The following is a 16,868-nucleotide window of genomic DNA, read 5'->3' as shown; positions in this document are numbered from 1 at the left end:
GTCAATGTTAATTACAGGGAAGCAAGTTGCTTCCCTTTTTTATGCAGAGTGTAGCGACTTCTACTAAGCTGAAAGCTGACGAAAAGCCGAAAAGGAAATTGGATGAAACCATGTAACCTGCTATCACTCTCCTCACTCATTCTTGTATTACCTACATCAGTAGCGCTCTCAGCCGAGACACAAGAATCTCGTTGGCGAAATAGCATAGAAGTGTACATGCTAGGACTGAATATCCACGGGGATACCAGTATTGGTCGCTTTTCATCAGAGGTGGATGTCGATCCTAAGTTCATCGTAGACCACCTCGATATTGGGGCGATGTTGCGATTCGAGAGTATTTACCAAAGTAAGTGGGGCTACTACATAGATTATAGTTTCATGAACTTAAGTGGTGATGTTAATAATATCAAGGGCGCTCTGCCTAACGCTCGTTATCGTGCGGACATCGAAATACGGCAAGGTGTTCTAGAAGCAAAGGCATTCCAACGCGAACAATATTCATTTGGTAAACTGGATTATATGTTTGGATTACGTTGGTGGGACAATGACATCACCGGCAAGCTGTATCGTAATGACAACCGGGTACTAGAAGATAGACTGTCATTACAAGAAGATTGGGTCGATTTTTTAGTTGGCTTGCGACTCATTGATGAATTGAGCGAAAACTGGCGATTTCATGCCAGCATCGACGCCGGACTTGGCAACGATACTCACTTCACTTATGCCATTCAAACTGGTGTTCGTTATAGCTTTAACGAATGGTCTGATCTCAACTTAGCTTACAAGTCGACCTGGGTCGATTACAAAAATGAAGAGGTATTTGAATATGATACGGCTTCTCAAGGGCTTTTAGTCGGACTTGGCTTTTACTTTTGATTAGGTTGAACCCTAGCCTATATTCAAGCGTTGTAACTTGTACCAACTCTAGGTACACGTCTAGTGCCACGTTACAGATGCTTAAATAAGGCAAATTGATCTTCATCAGACTATAAATTGCTCTTCGGTGCTACTCTCTGTCACAAAATATAAAACCCCACTCTATGACCTCATATAGGTCTTGTTGATAAGGTTCCCGAATAGCAATGTCGATTAACATTTCCGATTTAACCACCGCCCTAAATAAGGTGGAGCATATTCATAAAGTGCAGCTTGAAAACGTACATCAGTTCTTCAAAGCAAACGAAGCTTTCTCGTTGCAAACATTCAGCCAGCTGATATCAAGCGACTCGCTTGATGATCGATTTAAAACCATCGATAAAGCGTTCTCTTTGCTTGGTGATGCAAAAACCTACCTTTTAGAAGCGTCTTACCTTATTAAGTAAAAAAGAAAGCCCCGATAAAATTCATTACCGGGGCTATCATTTTCTATCTAAACTACTGATTTACAATTTGTAACGATCATCAATTACCGTTAATTCTGGGAAGGTTTTACCCTCGTCCATCGCTTCTTCTGTCTCTTCTTTTACTTGGTTATCAATCCAGAAATTACCGATATCCATTGGATGAAGCACCCATTCTGTCGCTTTTGTCATGCCATTTTTAGGAATTTTAACCCAGCGCCAATGAGCAACTCGAGAATAAGGCACCATGTAGCCAGGAACGATGATATTCGCTTTGCTGACATAGTTTTGGATTTGATGCGACAAGTCGTAACGTTTCTCCTGATCAAATTCAGAGTCATACGCTTCAATTAACTTGTCTAGCTCAGGGCTGCTGTAGTTGGTGTGAGCATTCGTTTGTGGTCGATTTGCATTATCCGAGTGTAGGTATTCCCAATACGCAGGGATCTCACCAGAGCCCATATTCAAAAACGCTAGCTGATGCTTTTTCTCAAGAATGTATTTAAACGCAGATGAGCCATCCACCAAGTTTAACGTGAACTCAAGACCAGCAAGTTTCGCTTGCTCTTTCAGGTATGCAATACGCGGTGTCCAAGAGTTGTATCCGTAGGTGATGGCAAAGCTCAAGCGTTGACCCTTGTCGTTAACACGAATACCATCTGCGCCCACTTTGTCAAAGCCCGCTTTTTCGAAGTGTTTAACCGCCGCATCAGCATCAAACTTTGGCGGTGTATTGTTAGGATCATCGTATTCGCCATGACCAAAGCCGAGTCCATGCGGTTTACGTGAATAATCTCCACGCATGATGTTTTCAATCATGCCGTCATAGTCAGTGGCTGCCATAACACCTTTACGCACTTCTAGGTTATCCAACATCGGCATCGCTGTGTTCATCCAAAGACCACCAGCTCCTTGCGGTGCTTCGTTAAAGCCCCAGTACTTTTGGATATAGCCTTTTTTGTACACATCACTATTGGTTTTGTCATGCCAAAAGCTTGGTAGCACCATCTCAAAGTAGTCTAAGTTGCCTTTCTCAAAGTGCTTCATGGCAATATCAGGATCGCGAATTACCTTAATGCGAACCTTTTCAACGTTATAACGGTTTTTATAGTAGCGGTTGTTGTATCCCCACCAATCTTCACCGACATGTTTGAATGTCACGCTCTTACCTTTCTTCACTTGATCAATGTAGTAAGGCGCTGCGGTTGGCTCAGATTTAAAGTTAAACTTTCTGACGAAGTTATCAGGCATGCCATCGTTATTTGCGTCCTTTTCTCCTTCAAAGAAGTGTTCAGGACGAGGCTGAAAACCATTACTTGGCATGTTAATCATAACCATAAGTGAGTCATGACTTTGAGCTACAGCAAGATTGACTTTGATCGTGTAGTCATCAATTTTTTCAACACTCACAATACTGTTTGTGAAGAAGTCGTTATACCACGGGTCGATAATGTCTTTTGACGTGTAGTACTTCATCATAAAGACGTAATCATCTGCTGTAATTTTTTCACCATCTGACCACTCGGCCGTTTCGTCGAGTTTAAAGAATACGGTTTTGTTGTCTTCTCCAAATGCCCATGACTTAGCAAGTTGAGGGATCCATTTGCCAGTATTTGGATGACGCTGAGCCAGTTTTGGTGAACCATCCATTAAGTATTGGCGCAAACCTGAGTTCGCATCTGGACCAACACTTCGTAATGTTTGCGGAAAGCTCTGAATGTAAGTGCGATAGGTGCCCCCTCGTACCGCCTCTTCAGAGGCAAATAGAGGTTCGTTGTTGTTTGAAATCCATTCGATATCAGCTGGCAATTCTGCCGCACTCAGTTGAAAACTGGCAGCGGTCAGTGTTGCTAGTACTGAAAATGGCAGTTTTTTAGTCATGTTTCTTCCTTGTTGTGTTTGCGCACTAAGGTCGTAACAAGGAAGACAGCGTGTGAAAGCTCACAGAAAGCTGCGATTTAAAATACGCAGATAGGAAATAATAGGAACGTAATATGAAGTGACGTCCTGCCAGCTTCTATATTAATTTCAAAGAGTTTCACTAGGTCATCCTAGACCTTACAACGCAGTGAATGCATCTTCGCCATAGTATTCTTTAGACATTTGTAACGCAAGCCATCAATAACACATGATTGCATTTTCGAGGCATCACAGTGAGTTATGTTACAAAAGTGTGATCGGCATAGTACCAAGCCCTACTTTACTCAGAATAAACCGCAGAACCTTTATCTCAATTGGCCCCGATATACCAGTTAAAGCAAGTAAATGATCAGACATAGCTGGTTAAAAGGAATGGTTGTTTACCGCGATTAGTATTTTCATTCGATATAAAAAGTGAGGCATCTTAGCCTCACTTTTCTCCATACAATCGAGACAGTGCTTACATGTTAGATAAGCTCTCATTGATCGACTTCAGCACTTCTGCAGGATTTGACGCTTGAGTGATAGGGCGACCAATCACAAGATAATCTGAACCTGATTGGATAGCGTCTACTGGCGTCATGATACGGCGTTGGTCACCTTGTTCTGAACCAGCAGGTCGAATACCAGGGGTCACTAATTTAAATTCTTGGCCTAGTTCGCTCTTCAGTAGTGAGGACTCTTGCGCTGAACATACCACGCCATCTAAACCTGCGTTTTTGGTCAAGGTTGCTAGACGAATAACTTGCTCCTGAGGCGCAACATTCAAACCAATACCAGCTAAATCACTTTGTTCCATACTGGTTAGTACCGTTACACCGATAAGAAGTGGACGATCTTTACCATATGGTTCAAGAATTTCACGTGATGCCGTCATCATACGCTCACCACCGCTCGCGTGTACGTTCACCATCCATACACCCATTTCAGCCGCAGCGCGAACTGCTTTCGAGCAGGTGTTTGGAATATCGTGAAATTTTAAATCTAGGAATACAGAGAAACCACGTTTATGGAGTTCACGTACAAAATCAGGACCAAATAGCGTAAACATCTCCTTGCCAACTTTTAGTCGGCATGACGCAGGATCAATTCTATCTACAAACGCAAGTGCATCTGCTTGGTTATCATAATCCAGTGCGACAATAACTTTTTGGTCGATCATTTCATCTCCTAACTGTTTTGGTTCTTATTCAATAAAAAGTTAAAAAAATGCAGCGGACAGAAACTCTGCCAGCTGCATTAAGAATTATTCACCATCCAATCCGCGGATTGGCTTGATCGTCCCCCATCCTTTACAGGACGGACAATGCCAATAAAGGGAATGGGTAGAAAATCCACACTTCCGGCATCGGTAATGCGGTTTCACTTTTAACTGTTCACCCACCATCGCTTGTAGTGTTGATAGGCTGTCTTTCGCTCGACCATCTTCTGCTTCTGCAATGTGGTAGTCAATTAAACGGTAGAAGCCCTTCATGGTTGGGTTTTTCAGCAATTGTTTCGTCAGTAACTCTTGAGCAGCCCCAACGTTCTCGTGATGAGCAACTAATTGAGCCAACATCAACTCGGCTGATACGCCTGCTTTCTTATCAATACAAGCTCTCAGAAACTCGACAAGTTCATCTTCCTGACCCAGATGATGATAGCATTCTGCAATAGTTGGCAAGACATCACTGATAAAGTCTTTATCTTGCTCAAGTACCCCCGTCAGATATTTGATGGTGTGCTTATAGTCTTCAGACTCTAGGTAAATTCGTCCCAAAGCAATACTTGCTCGAACACACTTCGGGTCTTCCGCTAACGCTTTTTTAAAATGCTGTATTGCCTTATTAGTATTCCCATCAGCTTGGTCGAGCATGGCTATTTCACACCAAAAATGGGCAATATTTGCACGCATCCTTGAGCGTTTATTACCTAACTTAGCCAATTGGTTCGCGTAATAAATCGCCTTTTCCCATTCTCGTGTTTGCTGATAAATGGTCACTAATTGTTGAAGAGCCGCCTCTTTGTAATCTGGCTCTTCGACTAACTGTTCGAAGATTTTCTCTGCACGATCAAGAAAACCTGAGACCATGTAGTCTTTCGCTAACTGTTGAAGGGCGAGGTTCTTTTGGTCCAGTGTTAAGCCTGAACGAGAAATAAGATTTTGGTGAATTCTGATTGCGCGGTCGACTTCACCACGAGACCGGAACAGGTTACCCAACGCAAGGTGAGTATCGATGGTCTCGTTATCAACTTGGAGCAATTCAATAAAGTGATCGACAGCCTTATCTGATTGGTCAGAGAGCAGCAGATTAAGACCCGTCATATACTGACGAGAGATTTGATGAGATTGCTTCTGCTTGTCTTGCTGAGCGCTGCGATGCCCCATATACCAGCCATACGCAGCAGCTATAGGCAACAACAAGAAGAGTAGTTCAAGCATTAAAGTTAAGCCTTATCCTTATGCCTGTTTTTCAATGGCTGGCTTATCAGCAGCGTTGTTTGATTCAGTTGGTTCGTACTTTTTCAGTTTTTTCTTTAAACGACGGACCTGTAGCTGAGTTTTCAGTTGGATGCTACCAAAGATAACCCACGCTAAAGCAAAGCCAACCACAAATACTACACCTAATAGCGTAGATAAGTGGAACTCTCCTTTTGCTAGAAGATAGTTAAAAGTCACGAGCTCTTGGTTTTGGGAACCTAACGCCAATGCAATTAAAAAGAGAGCTAAAACAGCAACGATTTTTATAATTTTCATGTTACATCACCCTTCTAGGAGTAAGTCGGTAAGATTATGCAGGAAAATGCTTCTTCAGACTACGTATATTAGCAATAATCTATACCCAAGTAACCTCAAGATGCTTAGTTTGTAGACATGCTTAGAAGTTAAAGTTATTTGGGTATAGAAAACAGCTGAATCCACAATTAGATTAGTAAACGATCTTGGATGTATGACTAACTTGGATACATTACAAAAAAGCGGCATACACAAACGTATGCCGCTTTTTTCAAACTAATAAGAGTGCATTAACCAATATTTACACGCTCACGAAGTTCTTTACCAGGTTTGAAATGTGGAACGTATTTACCTTCCAATTCCACTTTATCGCCCGTTTTAGGGTTACGACCTACGCGAGGCTCGCGGTAATGAAGAGAAAAACTACCAAAGCCACGGATCTCGATACGGTCACCGCTCTCTAGTGTAGAGGCCATGTGCTCTAAAATATCTTTTACAGCATCCTCTACCTCTTTCGCTGATAAGTGTGTTTGCTCAGCGCAGAGTCTTTCAATCAGTTCAGACTTAGTCATAGTTGCCCTCTTTGAGTATCTTTATCACTTATTATAGTAAGTAATACTAATTCCAACAAACACTTGCTGACAATTCTAGACAAATTTTATGCAAAATGCGCAATGAAGAAATGCCTTTTATTAAGATAGTTTACTGTCATTAGTATTACTACTTAAATATGACCAAATATAAAAAAGGAGCCTTGCGGCTCCTTTTTTGCTTAAGCGAGTATATTATTCGCCTTTAGCAGCTTTGAAAGCGTCAGCCATTGCGTTACCGAATGCATTGTCATCTTGCTTGTTGATAGATGCCATTGCTTCTTGCTCGTCAGCTTCGTCTTTAGCTTTGATAGATAGGTTGATTACGCGGTTCTTACGGTCTACACCTGTGAACTTCGCTTCAACAACATCACCAGCGCTTAGGATTAGAGAAGCATCTTCTACGCGATCGCGTGATACTTCAGAAGCACGGATGTAACCTTCAACGCCTTCTGCGATTTCAACAGTAGCGCCTTTAGCGTCAACAGCAGTTACAGTAGCGTTAACTAGAACACCTTTCTTGTTGTCAGCAACGTAAGCATTGAATGGGTCGTTTTCCATTTGCTTGATGCCTAGAGAGATGCGCTCACGCTCAGCGTCTACTGCTAGAACAACTGCAGAGATCTCGTCGCCTTTCTTGTACTCACGTACAGCTTCTTCGCCAGCAACATTCCAAGAAATGTCAGATAGGTGAACTAGACCGTCGATGCCGCCTTCTAGACCGATGAAGATACCGAAGTCAGTGATAGACTTGATCTTACCAGTAACTTTGTCGCCTTTAGCTTGTGCTTCAGCGAATGACTGCCATGGGTTAGCTTTACACTGTTTCAGACCTAGAGAGATACGACGACGTTCTTCGTCGATTTCAAGAACCATAACCTCAACTTCGTCGCCAACATTAACAACTTTAGAAGGGTGGATGTTCTTGTTAGTCCAATCCATTTCTGAAACGTGAACTAGACCTTCAACGCCTTCTTCGATTTCAACGAAGCAGCCGTAGTCAGTTAGGTTAGTTACGCGACCAGTTAGTTTGTGACCTTCTGGGTAACGCTTAGCGATTGCTACCCATGGATCTTCGCCTAGTTGCTTAAGACCTAGTGATACGCGAGTACGCTCACGGTCGAACTTAAGAACTTTAACTTGGATCTCGTCACCAACGTTAACGATTTCAGATGGGTGCTTAACGCGCTTCCAAGCCATATCAGTGATATGTAGAAGACCGTCAACGCCACCTAGGTCAACGAACGCACCGTAGTCAGTAAGGTTCTTAACGATACCTTTAACTTCAGAACCTTCTTGTAGAGTTTCTAGAAGCTCGTCACGCTCAACGCTGTTCTCTGATTCGATAACTGCACGACGTGAAACAACTACGTTGTTACGTTTTTGGTCAAGTTTGATAACTTTGAACTCTAGCTCTTTGTTTTCTAGGTGAGCAGTGTCGCGGATTGGACGTACGTCTACTAGAGAGCCAGGAAGGAAAGCACGGATACCGTTTAGTTCAACAGTGAAACCGCCTTTAACTTTACCGTTGATGATACCAACAACAGTTTCAGCTTCTTCGTAAGCTTTCTCAAGTACGATCCAAGCTTCGTGACGCTTAGCTTTCTCACGAGAAAGTTGAGTTTCACCGAAACCATCTTCAACAGCGTCTAGAGCTACGTCTACTTCAGCGCCAACTTCAACTTCAAGTTCGCCAGCAGCGTTCTTGAACTGTTCAGCAGGGATAGCAGATTCAGACTTAAGACCAGCGTCAACAAGAACGAAACCGTTCTCGATAGCTACTACAGTACCTTTAACGATGCTGCCTTGTTGGAATTCTGTTTCGTTTAGAAACTCTTCAAAGAGTTGAGCAAAAGATTCAGTCATTTAATTAATCTTCAATAAATTAAACTTCCACGGGTATCCTACCGCATGGGGTTATTAAATTCGCCAGTCATCATCCTTGCGACCAACGCTCTTAGCCTAGTCGAGTATTATTACTCAGCTAGCTTCGATTCGATATATTGTAGTGCCTTTTCTACTACTTCGTCGATAGTCATCGACGTAGAATCTAGCACAAGCGCATCCTCAGCAGGGCGTAATGGCGCCACTGGGCGGTTACGATCTCGGTCGTCACGCTCTTGGATCTCGCTTAAAAGGTCAGCAAATCTAACATCTAACCCTTTCTCTTGCAACTGTTTAAGGCGTCGATTTGCACGCTCTTCAGCACTCGCATCAAGGAAGATTTTTGCTTGCGCACTCGGGAATACAATTGTGCCCATATCACGACCATCAGCAACCAGACCCGGAGCGGTCTCAAATGCACGCTGACGACGTAGTAATGCTTCACGAACACGTGGCAAAGCCGCAACTTTAGATGCTGCCATACCCGTTTCTTCTTTACGAAGCTCCCCTGACACGTCTTCGCCTTCTAGAATGACCTTAACTAAGTCACCTTCCGCGATAAATTGAACGTCTAGGTGGGTTGCTAGTGGGACAAGAGCATCTTCTGACTCGGTGTCGACACCGTGGTGAATCGCAGCGAGTGCAAGTACACGATAAATTGCGCCAGAATCTAAGAGTTGGAAACCCAACTTTTTCGCCAGCAACATACATAAAGTGCCTTTACCTGCACCACTAGGTCCATCTACGGTTACAACCGGAGTTTGAGAGGACATGTTCTTCTCCACCAATAGTTTCTTTTCAGCAATTTGCTCGGTTTTCGAGGCGCACATTATACGGGTAATCAGTCTTTGGAGCGAGGAAAAATGTCGTGTAAAGCATTACACCTAATGCGTAATTGGATTCATCAATAAACATAAAGTTCAACAAAAACGGCGAGAGCTTCCGCCCTCGCCGTTTTAAATGTCATGAACTTAAGCTCGATTAAACAATCGGCTTTTGACCACGCTCAGCTAACTTTAAAATCACACTATCAGCGACTTTACCCGCCACACCTACTAGCTTGTCGGCCAGTTTTTTCTTTTGTACATAATGCACAGAAAGTACAGTTTTATCTTTGCATGCTGCAACAACGATATCATCAGATGTACTAATGTCATCCACCAAACCAAGCTCTTTCGCTTGTGTACCGAACCAGTGCTCACCAGTGGCTACTTTGTCTAGGTCCAAACTAGGACGACGCTCACGGATGAAGTCTTTAAACAAGACATGTGTTTCTTCAAGTTCTTGCTTAAACTTATCGCGCGCTTTATCGGTATTCTCACCGAACATCGTTAGCGTGCGTTTATATTCACCCGCTGTTAGTTGTTCGTACTCAATGTCATGTTTCTTCAACAGTTTGTTGAAGTTAGGAATTTGTGCGATAACGCCAATAGAACCCACAATTGCAAATGGTGCAGAAACAATTTTATCTGCTACACATGCCATCATGTAACCGCCACTTGCCGCAACTTTGTCAACAGAGATGGTCAGAGGAAGACCAGCAGCTTTGATTCGGTCCAGTTGAGAAGAGGCAAGGCCGTAACCATGAACCATACCACCGCCAGACTCTAAGCGAAGTAACACTTCATCACCTTCACGTGCGACAGCCAAAATAGCGGTGATTTCTTCACGTAGAGACGCGACTTCTTTTGCGTCTATGCTACCGTTGAAATCAAGAACAAATAGGTGTGGTTCACGCTTGCTATCTAATGAACCGTCTTTGCTCGCTTGTTTGATTTCTTTCTCGCGAGATTTGTTCTTCTCTTTTTCTTCTTTCTTGACGGCTTTATCTCGAGCCTTGATGAAAGCATCGTCATGCAAATGATGCTCTAACTGCTCAACAGATTGTTTGTGTTGCTCTGAAAGGTTGGTAATCTCTAACTCCCCTTTCGCCGCACCCGATTTGCCACCAGCCGATTTTGCAATAATGAGCAGAACAATTATCGCAGCAACCACCGTGATAATTTTGGCCAGAAACAGACCATAATCTAATAAAAATTCCAACGAGAGCTCCTTTATCTCATTTCAGATGACGTTAGTATGTTACGCAGAAACATCAGCGAGAAGGCAGCGCGGTTTGTAACCACTTGTTCTGATTGATAGCATACCTAACGAAAGTTCTGGAATTGGTATAACACATGAATTGGTGTATTGTAACCATCTTGTCACGATTACCAAGATTTTCCATTGAGAAACAGGCGTTTTTTAGCGTCAATTAACTATCATGGACCCTCTTACAATAATAAGGATTTATCGCCGTGAACTACTCCGTTTCAGCTGATGCTCTAAAAGGTAAAGTCATTCTTGTTACTGGCGCTGGTAATGGCATCGGCCGTCAAGCCGCGCTTTCTTATGCCGAGCACGGTGCAACTGTTATTCTCTTGGGTAGAAATGTGCAAAACCTTGAATCTATCTATGATGAGATTGAAGCTGCTGGCTATCCACAAGCTGCTATCATTCCATTGGATCTCAAGGGTGCAACTCAGCAGAATTACATTGATATGGCAGAGACAATCGAAGGACAGTTTGGTCGCTTGGATGGTCTATTACACAACGCAGGTGTCTTGAGTTCGCTGTGTCCATTTGATCAAATCAAAGAGGAAGACTTCGACGATATCATGCAGATCAACGTGAAAGCCGAAGTGCTAATGACTCAAGCACTACTGCCTGTGATGCGTAAATCAGAAGCTGGGCGTATTATCTTTACCTCTTCAACCGTCGGCCACTCTGGCCGCGCATTCTGGGGGCCATACGCTATCTCTAAATTTGCCGTAGAAGGCATGATGCAAGTTTTAGCTGACGAGCTGAGTGATACACCGATTCGCGTTAACGCAATTAACCCTGGTGCCACTCGTACTCGCATGCGTGAAAAAGCATATCCGGGTGAAGATGCGAATACTCTCAAAACGCCACTGGATATCATGCCGCTATATTTGCACTTAATGGATCCTGCGGTTACCGATGTGAACGGTCAGTGCATCGACGCTCAACCGAAGCGTAAATAACTCATTCAGGTTACCTCACATAATCGATTGAAAAGGCAGCAAACGCTGCCTTTTTTCATTTCTCTCTTCATAAAAATCTTGCGACTTTCTCCCACAGAAATATACTGTACATATATACAGGTATTTATTATGCAAGATATTATTCAGAACTTAAAAAGCCAACACCTTGTTTGGCAAGCAAATTTAACGAAAGCAGATCCTCAGCAGTTGCAGACTAGTTCCGGTTTTTCTGAATTAGATGATTTGCTCGGCGGAGGCTTTCCACCTCATGGCGTAGTGGAGATGGAATCTATTGGTAGTATTGGTGAATTGCGTTTGCTCGCTCCTTATTTAAAAGCCACCCAGACCAATGGTGTGACTGCATTTATTCAACCTCCCGCGTTAGTGAATTCTCTGTTCTTACACTACATCGGTTTGGATATAAACCAAGTGTGGGTCGTTAATCCAGCTCATCCCAAAGACGCTCTTTGGGCTGCAGAGCAATGTCTGAAAAGTGGGGTATGCAGTAATGTTTTGTTATGGCAAGAAGAGCTTGAAATACATCAAGTGAAACGCTTACAGGTAGCAAGTGAACAAGGGAGTTGCCCTCTCTTTATGCTTAAAACAGATACTATCAACCGCTTGTCTTTGCCTGTGTCACTCAGTTTAAAACTGAAAGGCGACGAGCAAGGGATTCATGTTGAAGTGCTGAAAAGGAAAGGAGGCTGGAATAGAGGTAGCGTTAGTATCGGATTCCAACACCATTACCCGCAACTGGTGAAACCATCATCTGAAACTGTGCACTCGACTGTGGTCAACTTCCCACTGGCGAACCAAGGTTAGTGATATGTCTCTGTGGATTTACTTGCACTTCCCTCGCCTGCAGCTAGACGCACTCTTTGGTGATAACCAAGAACAACCCGTGGTGATTGTCGAAAGCCAACGTTGCCAGATTATTCAATATAACGAGATTGCCGAACAACAAGGCATTAAGCCAGGTATGGGCCTAGGCAGTGCTGCGTCCTTGTGTCGAGATTTACAAGTGCATCCTTATCATCCACAAACCGAATTAAATAAATTACAAGAGGTAGCTCAGTGGTTGTATTTGATCACATCTGACGTTGTGTTGATGCCAAACCAAGGTATTTTACTGCGTGCTACTCCAATGCTCGCTCTGTATGAAGGGCTTGAAAACTATTGGAATAAAGTCAGAGCTCACTTATCGGAGCTGAAACTGAGTTTTCAATTCGGATGTGGTTTTTCTCCTTTTGCTGCCAAATTGATGGCAATATCAGGAGCGAACGTCATCAGTGAAGACAAATCTGCCATACAAAAAGCTTTATCACCACTACCGTTAAAACTGACAGATTTATCAAACGCTACCGTAGAGAAGTTACAACGTGTAGGTGTCACCACATTGCAAAACCTGCTTGAACTGCCATTGCAAGACATCGCACGACGCTTTGATATCGATTTGGTGAACTACGTTGGTCGACTGACTGGGCAGTTTAAACACCCTGTCGACTTTTATCACCCTACCGAATCCTTCCAAGTTTATTTAGAGCTGTTGTTTGAGATCGAAAACGTTCAGTGGATTGAAAAGCCGTTGGCCAAATTACTTCGTCAACTCGAAATCTTTCTTAAATTAAGAGATAAGGTCGCTTTTGAACTGTGTTTAACACTCCACCAGCGTGAGAAACAAGAGCAACACCTTCAACTCACTTCTGCGCAAGGTGATTACCTATGTCAGCGTTGGCAACAGTTAGCGAGTTTGAGCTTAGAGTCACTCTCGCTTAATGGCCCAGTCACAGGGCTAACGTTAAAAGTCATCCGTCAAGGTGAGCCTCTTAGTGCATCACGCGATCTCTTTGCTGGGCAGAAAGGAAACATGAATGCTTTAGAGTTGCTTTCTTTACTGCAAGCTAAATTAGGGAAAAGTGCCGTTTTAAAACCCAATATTGCTTGCGATCCTAGACCAGAAAAGGCCAGTCAGTATCGCCCTGCTGATGCTACGGATGAAAAGGGGCACGCCATACCATCCATACTACGCCCAGCAATGCAATTACCGACTCCCATTGTATTGCAAGAGCAAGTTTCTTTGGTCCACGGACCTGAGCGAATAGTTTCTGGGTGGTGGGATGGTGATGAGATCATGCGTGATTACTACATTGCACACACCAAGCAAGGCCGCTGGTTATGGATATTTCGCGATCAGCACAAGCACTGGTTTCTTCATGGCTATTTTTGTTAAATCGACAGTTATTTTTGTTGGGTCATTATGAGTTACGCGGAACTATTTTGTCAGTCTAACTTCTCTTTTTTGACTGGGGCTTCTCATGCAGAAGAGCTGGTACTCCAAGCTGCTTTCTATCGCTATCAAGCTCTAGCTATAACGGATGAATGTTCAGTCGCGGGCGTTGTCAAAGCCCATGCGACCATCGAACAACATAAACTCGATATCAAACAAATCGTTGGAAGTATGTTTTGGTTAAATGATGAATGCCAAATCGTACTGCTTTGCCCTTGTCGCAAGGCTTATGCCGAGTTGTGTCGTATCATCACAAACGCAAGGAGACGCAGTGAAAAAGGCAACTATCAACTGTTCGAATGGGATTTGATGTCGGTTCGACATTGTTTGGTATTGTGGCTGCCCACACATCAAGAGAGTGATCACTATTGGGGGCGCTGGCTCAATCAACACCACGCTAATCGTTTGTGGGTAGCGATTCAGCGCCATTTGAGTAACAACGATACTGAATACATTGCGCACTGCGAGCAGTTAGCACATGAATTTCAATTACCTATAACTGCCTGCGGAGGCGTTCTCATGCATGATGTTGAACGCTTGCCATTACAGCATGTACTTACTGCTATAAAGCATGGGTGTAGCGTCGATAAACTCGGTTTTGATCGTATTTCGAATACAGAGCGAGCGCTTCGTCCTTTTAAAAAGTTGATTCGGATTTACAAACCAGAATGGCTGGAAGAAAGTACTTACATCGCCGATTTATGCGAGTTTAAGCTCTCCGATTTAAAATACGAATATCCTACCGAGCTGATCCCAGATGGTTACACACCCGACTCTTACTTACGTATGTTGGTCGAACGTGGTAAAAAGCTGCGTTTTCCTAAAGGTGTGCCAGCAGAAGTCAATCAAACCATCGAGAATGAACTGGCGCTTATTCAAGAGCTGAAATACCACTACTACTTCCTTACTATTCACGACATTGTAATGTTCGCGAAACAGCAAGGCATTCTTTACCAAGGGCGAGGTTCCGCTGCAAACTCTGTGGTGTGTTATTGCCTGGAAATTACCGCCGTCGATCCTCTACAAATCGCTGTCTTATTCGAACGATTTATCAGTAAAGAACGTAAGGAACCGCCGGATATTGATGTGGACTTTGAACACGAGCGCCGTGAAGAAGTTATCCAGTATATTTACAAAAAATATGGCCGTGAGCGTGCAGCACTTGCTGCAACAGTGATCAGCTATCGCTTTAAAAGTGCCGTGCGTGAAGTCGGTAAAGCACTAGGGATTGAAGAGACCCAATTGGATTTTTTCATTAAGAACGTTAATCGCCGAGATCGCAGCCAAGGCTGGCAAGCTCAAATTATTGAACTGGGCTTACAACCAGAATCTCTCAAAGGGCAGCAGTTCATCCAATTGGTCAACGAGATCATTGGCTTCCCACGCCATTTATCTCAGCACGTAGGTGGATTTGTAATTTCATCTGGCCCTTTATATGAGTTAGTACCTGTTGAAAATGCCTCGATGGAAGATCGCACTATCATTCAATGGGATAAAGACGATTTAGAAAGCTTGAAGCTACTAAAAGTCGATGTACTCGCACTCGGCATGTTAAACGCCATCAAAAAGTGCTTTCAACTGGTCGAGAAACATCACCAGCGATCCCTCTCGATTTCCGAGATCACTCGCCGACAAGATGATCCACACGTGTACCGCATGATCCAAAAAGCCGACACGATAGGCGTATTCCAAATTGAATCTCGTGCACAAATGAGCATGCTTCCTCGCCTAAAGCCTGCTTGTTATTACGACTTAGTGATTCAAATTGCAATTGTTCGTCCAGGCCCTATTCAGGGTGATATGGTGCATCCTTTTTTAAAACGGCGTGATCACAAAGAGCCTGTCAGTTATCCATCGGAAGAAGTAAAAAGCGTTCTTGAGCGGACTATGGGCGTCCCTATTTTCCAAGAGCAAGTCATCAAGCTAGCCATGGTAGCCGCAGGGTTTAGCGGCGGCGAGGCCGATCAACTCCGTCGAGCGATGGCATCATGGAAAAAGAATGGCGATCTCGCTAAATTCAGACCAAAACTGATCAATGGTATGCAAGAGAGAGGCTATGACTTAGCGTTTGCTGAGCGAATTTTCGATCAGATTTGCGGCTTTGGTGAGTACGGCTTCCCTGAAAGTCATTCAGCGTCTTTCGCAGTGCTGGCATATTGTTCTGCATGGTTAAAATATTATTACCCAGCCGAATTTTACACTGCATTATTGAACAGCCAACCAATGGGATTTTATAGCCCATCGCAATTAGTACAAGATGCTCGCCGGCATGGCGTTGAAGTATTGCCGGTGTGCGTCAATCATTCAAAATATCAGCATCATCTCGTCTCACGTCCGAATGGCAGGCTCGGCGTGCAACTTGGTTTTCGCTTGGTGAAAGGCTTTAACGCAGAAAGCGCACAAAGGCTTATTGAGCGCAAACCACTTAATGGTTACCGAACGATTCAAGAAGTAAAGCAGATATTAAGAAGCCGAAGTGACATTGAATTATTGGCTTCAGCCAATGCATTTCAGGCCTTGTCGGGAAATCGTTATAACGCTCGCTGGGCAGCAATGGATTCCTTATCTGACCTACCATTGTTTCACAAGGTCGAAGAACCCAATGTTAGCTACCAGACTCAACCCTCTGAATATGAAAATTTAATTGAGGATTACGCAAGCACGGGACTATCTCTTAGCCGCCATCCAATTAAATTATTAGAAGAAACGGGCAAACTCCCTCACTTTACCCGCATGAGGCAACTGACAGAGAAACCGCATAAGTCACTGGTCACAGTGGTAGGTGTGGTAACAGGAAGACAATCTCCAGGCACCGCCGCTGGCGTGACATTTTTTACGTTAGAAGATGACACGGGCAACATTAATGTGGTCGTTTGGCAAGCTACAGCACGAGCCCAAAAGCAAGCGTATTTAGGCGCTAAAGTATTAATGGTGAAAGGCATTCTTGAAAGAGAGGGAGAAGTCACGCACGTCATTGCTGGTAAGTTGATTGATTGCACGCACTACTTGAACAATCTACAAAGTAAATCTCGGGATTTCCACTAGTACAGAGGAATTAAGGAGAGAGGTGTTAAAAATCAGAGAGAG

At 43.6% G+C, this 16,868-nt stretch carries 14 protein-coding genes; 6 read left to right on the top strand and 8 right to left on the bottom strand.

The features are described from left to right. Positions 1-102: 102 nt before the first annotated feature. Both R7D93_RS05365 and R7D93_RS05360 read left to right on the top strand, forming a co-directional pair. Entirely contained in the window at positions 103-876 is a 774-nt protein-coding gene (locus R7D93_RS05365) for a hypothetical protein (RefSeq protein WP_031778929.1), read from the top strand. A 206-nt stretch (positions 877-1,082) separates the two neighbouring features. Then, a complete protein-coding gene (locus tag R7D93_RS05360) occupies positions 1,083-1,322 on the top strand; it encodes a hypothetical protein (RefSeq protein WP_005376679.1) in 240 nt (79 codons plus the stop codon). Between the two features lie 60 nt (positions 1,323-1,382). On the opposite strand, the gene R7D93_RS05355 is transcribed toward R7D93_RS05360, so the two are convergent. The 8 genes from R7D93_RS05355 to sohB form a co-directional block, all read right to left on the bottom strand. After that, a complete protein-coding gene (locus tag R7D93_RS05355) occupies positions 1,383-3,221 on the bottom strand; it encodes an extracellular solute-binding protein (RefSeq protein ID WP_017633867.1) in 1,839 nt (612 codons plus the stop codon). A gap of 499 nt (positions 3,222-3,720) precedes the next feature. Continuing rightward, a complete protein-coding gene (gene pyrF, locus R7D93_RS05350; RefSeq protein ID WP_005376667.1) occupies positions 3,721-4,422 on the bottom strand; it encodes an orotidine-5'-phosphate decarboxylase in 702 nt (233 codons plus the stop codon). An 84-nt stretch (positions 4,423-4,506) separates the two neighbouring features. Continuing rightward, on the bottom strand, positions 4,507-5,682 hold the full coding sequence (lapB, locus tag R7D93_RS05345; protein WP_005376665.1) for a lipopolysaccharide assembly protein LapB: 1,176 nt from the start codon (positions 5,680-5,682) through the stop codon (positions 4,507-4,509). Between the two features lie 18 nt (positions 5,683-5,700). Continuing rightward, entirely contained in the window at positions 5,701-5,997 is a 297-nt protein-coding gene (locus R7D93_RS05340; protein WP_005376663.1) for a LapA family protein, read from the bottom strand. A gap of 269 nt (positions 5,998-6,266) precedes the next feature. Next, positions 6,267-6,548 carry an integration host factor subunit beta gene (ihfB, locus tag R7D93_RS05335; protein WP_005385816.1) on the bottom strand — a complete coding sequence of 94 codons (282 nt, stop codon included), beginning with the start codon at positions 6,546-6,548 and terminating at the stop codon, positions 6,267-6,269. Between the two features lie 213 nt (positions 6,549-6,761). After that, positions 6,762-8,432, bottom strand: a complete 1,671-nt coding sequence (rpsA, locus tag R7D93_RS05330; RefSeq protein WP_005385817.1) for a 30S ribosomal protein S1 — start codon at positions 8,430-8,432, stop codon at positions 6,762-6,764. Positions 8,433-8,542: 110 nt separating this feature from the next. Further along, positions 8,543-9,223 carry a (d)CMP kinase gene (cmk, locus tag R7D93_RS05325; protein WP_021033981.1) on the bottom strand — a complete coding sequence of 227 codons (681 nt, stop codon included), beginning with the start codon at positions 9,221-9,223 and terminating at the stop codon, positions 8,543-8,545. Between the two features lie 208 nt (positions 9,224-9,431). Continuing rightward, the gene (sohB, locus tag R7D93_RS05320) at positions 9,432-10,493 is read right to left on the bottom strand and encodes a protease SohB (RefSeq protein WP_225495410.1); all 1,062 of its coding nucleotides are present in this window, start codon (positions 10,491-10,493) and stop codon (positions 9,432-9,434) included. Positions 10,494-10,747: 254 nt separating this feature from the next. On the opposite strand from sohB, the gene R7D93_RS05315 reads away from it, so the two are divergent. From R7D93_RS05315 to R7D93_RS05300, 4 genes are all read left to right on the top strand, one after another. Then, the gene (locus R7D93_RS05315; RefSeq protein WP_005372980.1) at positions 10,748-11,494 is read left to right on the top strand and encodes a YciK family oxidoreductase; all 747 of its coding nucleotides are present in this window, start codon (positions 10,748-10,750) and stop codon (positions 11,492-11,494) included. 129 nt (positions 11,495-11,623) lie between these two features. Beyond that, on the top strand, positions 11,624-12,316 hold the full coding sequence (imuA, locus tag R7D93_RS05310) for a translesion DNA synthesis-associated protein ImuA (protein WP_225495411.1): 693 nt from the start codon (positions 11,624-11,626) through the stop codon (positions 12,314-12,316). A gap of 4 nt (positions 12,317-12,320) precedes the next feature. Continuing rightward, entirely contained in the window at positions 12,321-13,724 is a 1,404-nt protein-coding gene (locus tag R7D93_RS05305) for a Y-family DNA polymerase (RefSeq protein ID WP_225495412.1), read from the top strand. 27 nt (positions 13,725-13,751) lie between these two features. Then, positions 13,752-16,826, top strand: a complete 3,075-nt coding sequence (locus tag R7D93_RS05300; RefSeq protein WP_225495413.1) for an error-prone DNA polymerase — start codon at positions 13,752-13,754, stop codon at positions 16,824-16,826. Positions 16,827-16,868: the final 42 nt, after the last annotated feature.

Origin of the sequence: Vibrio sp. YT-15, assembly GCF_033337445.1 — a bacterium.
Lineage (GTDB): Bacteria > Pseudomonadota > Gammaproteobacteria > Enterobacterales > Vibrionaceae > Vibrio > Vibrio alginolyticus.
The sequence above is the reverse complement of the archived record's forward strand: the minus strand, read 5'-3'. Positions and strand labels throughout refer to the sequence as shown.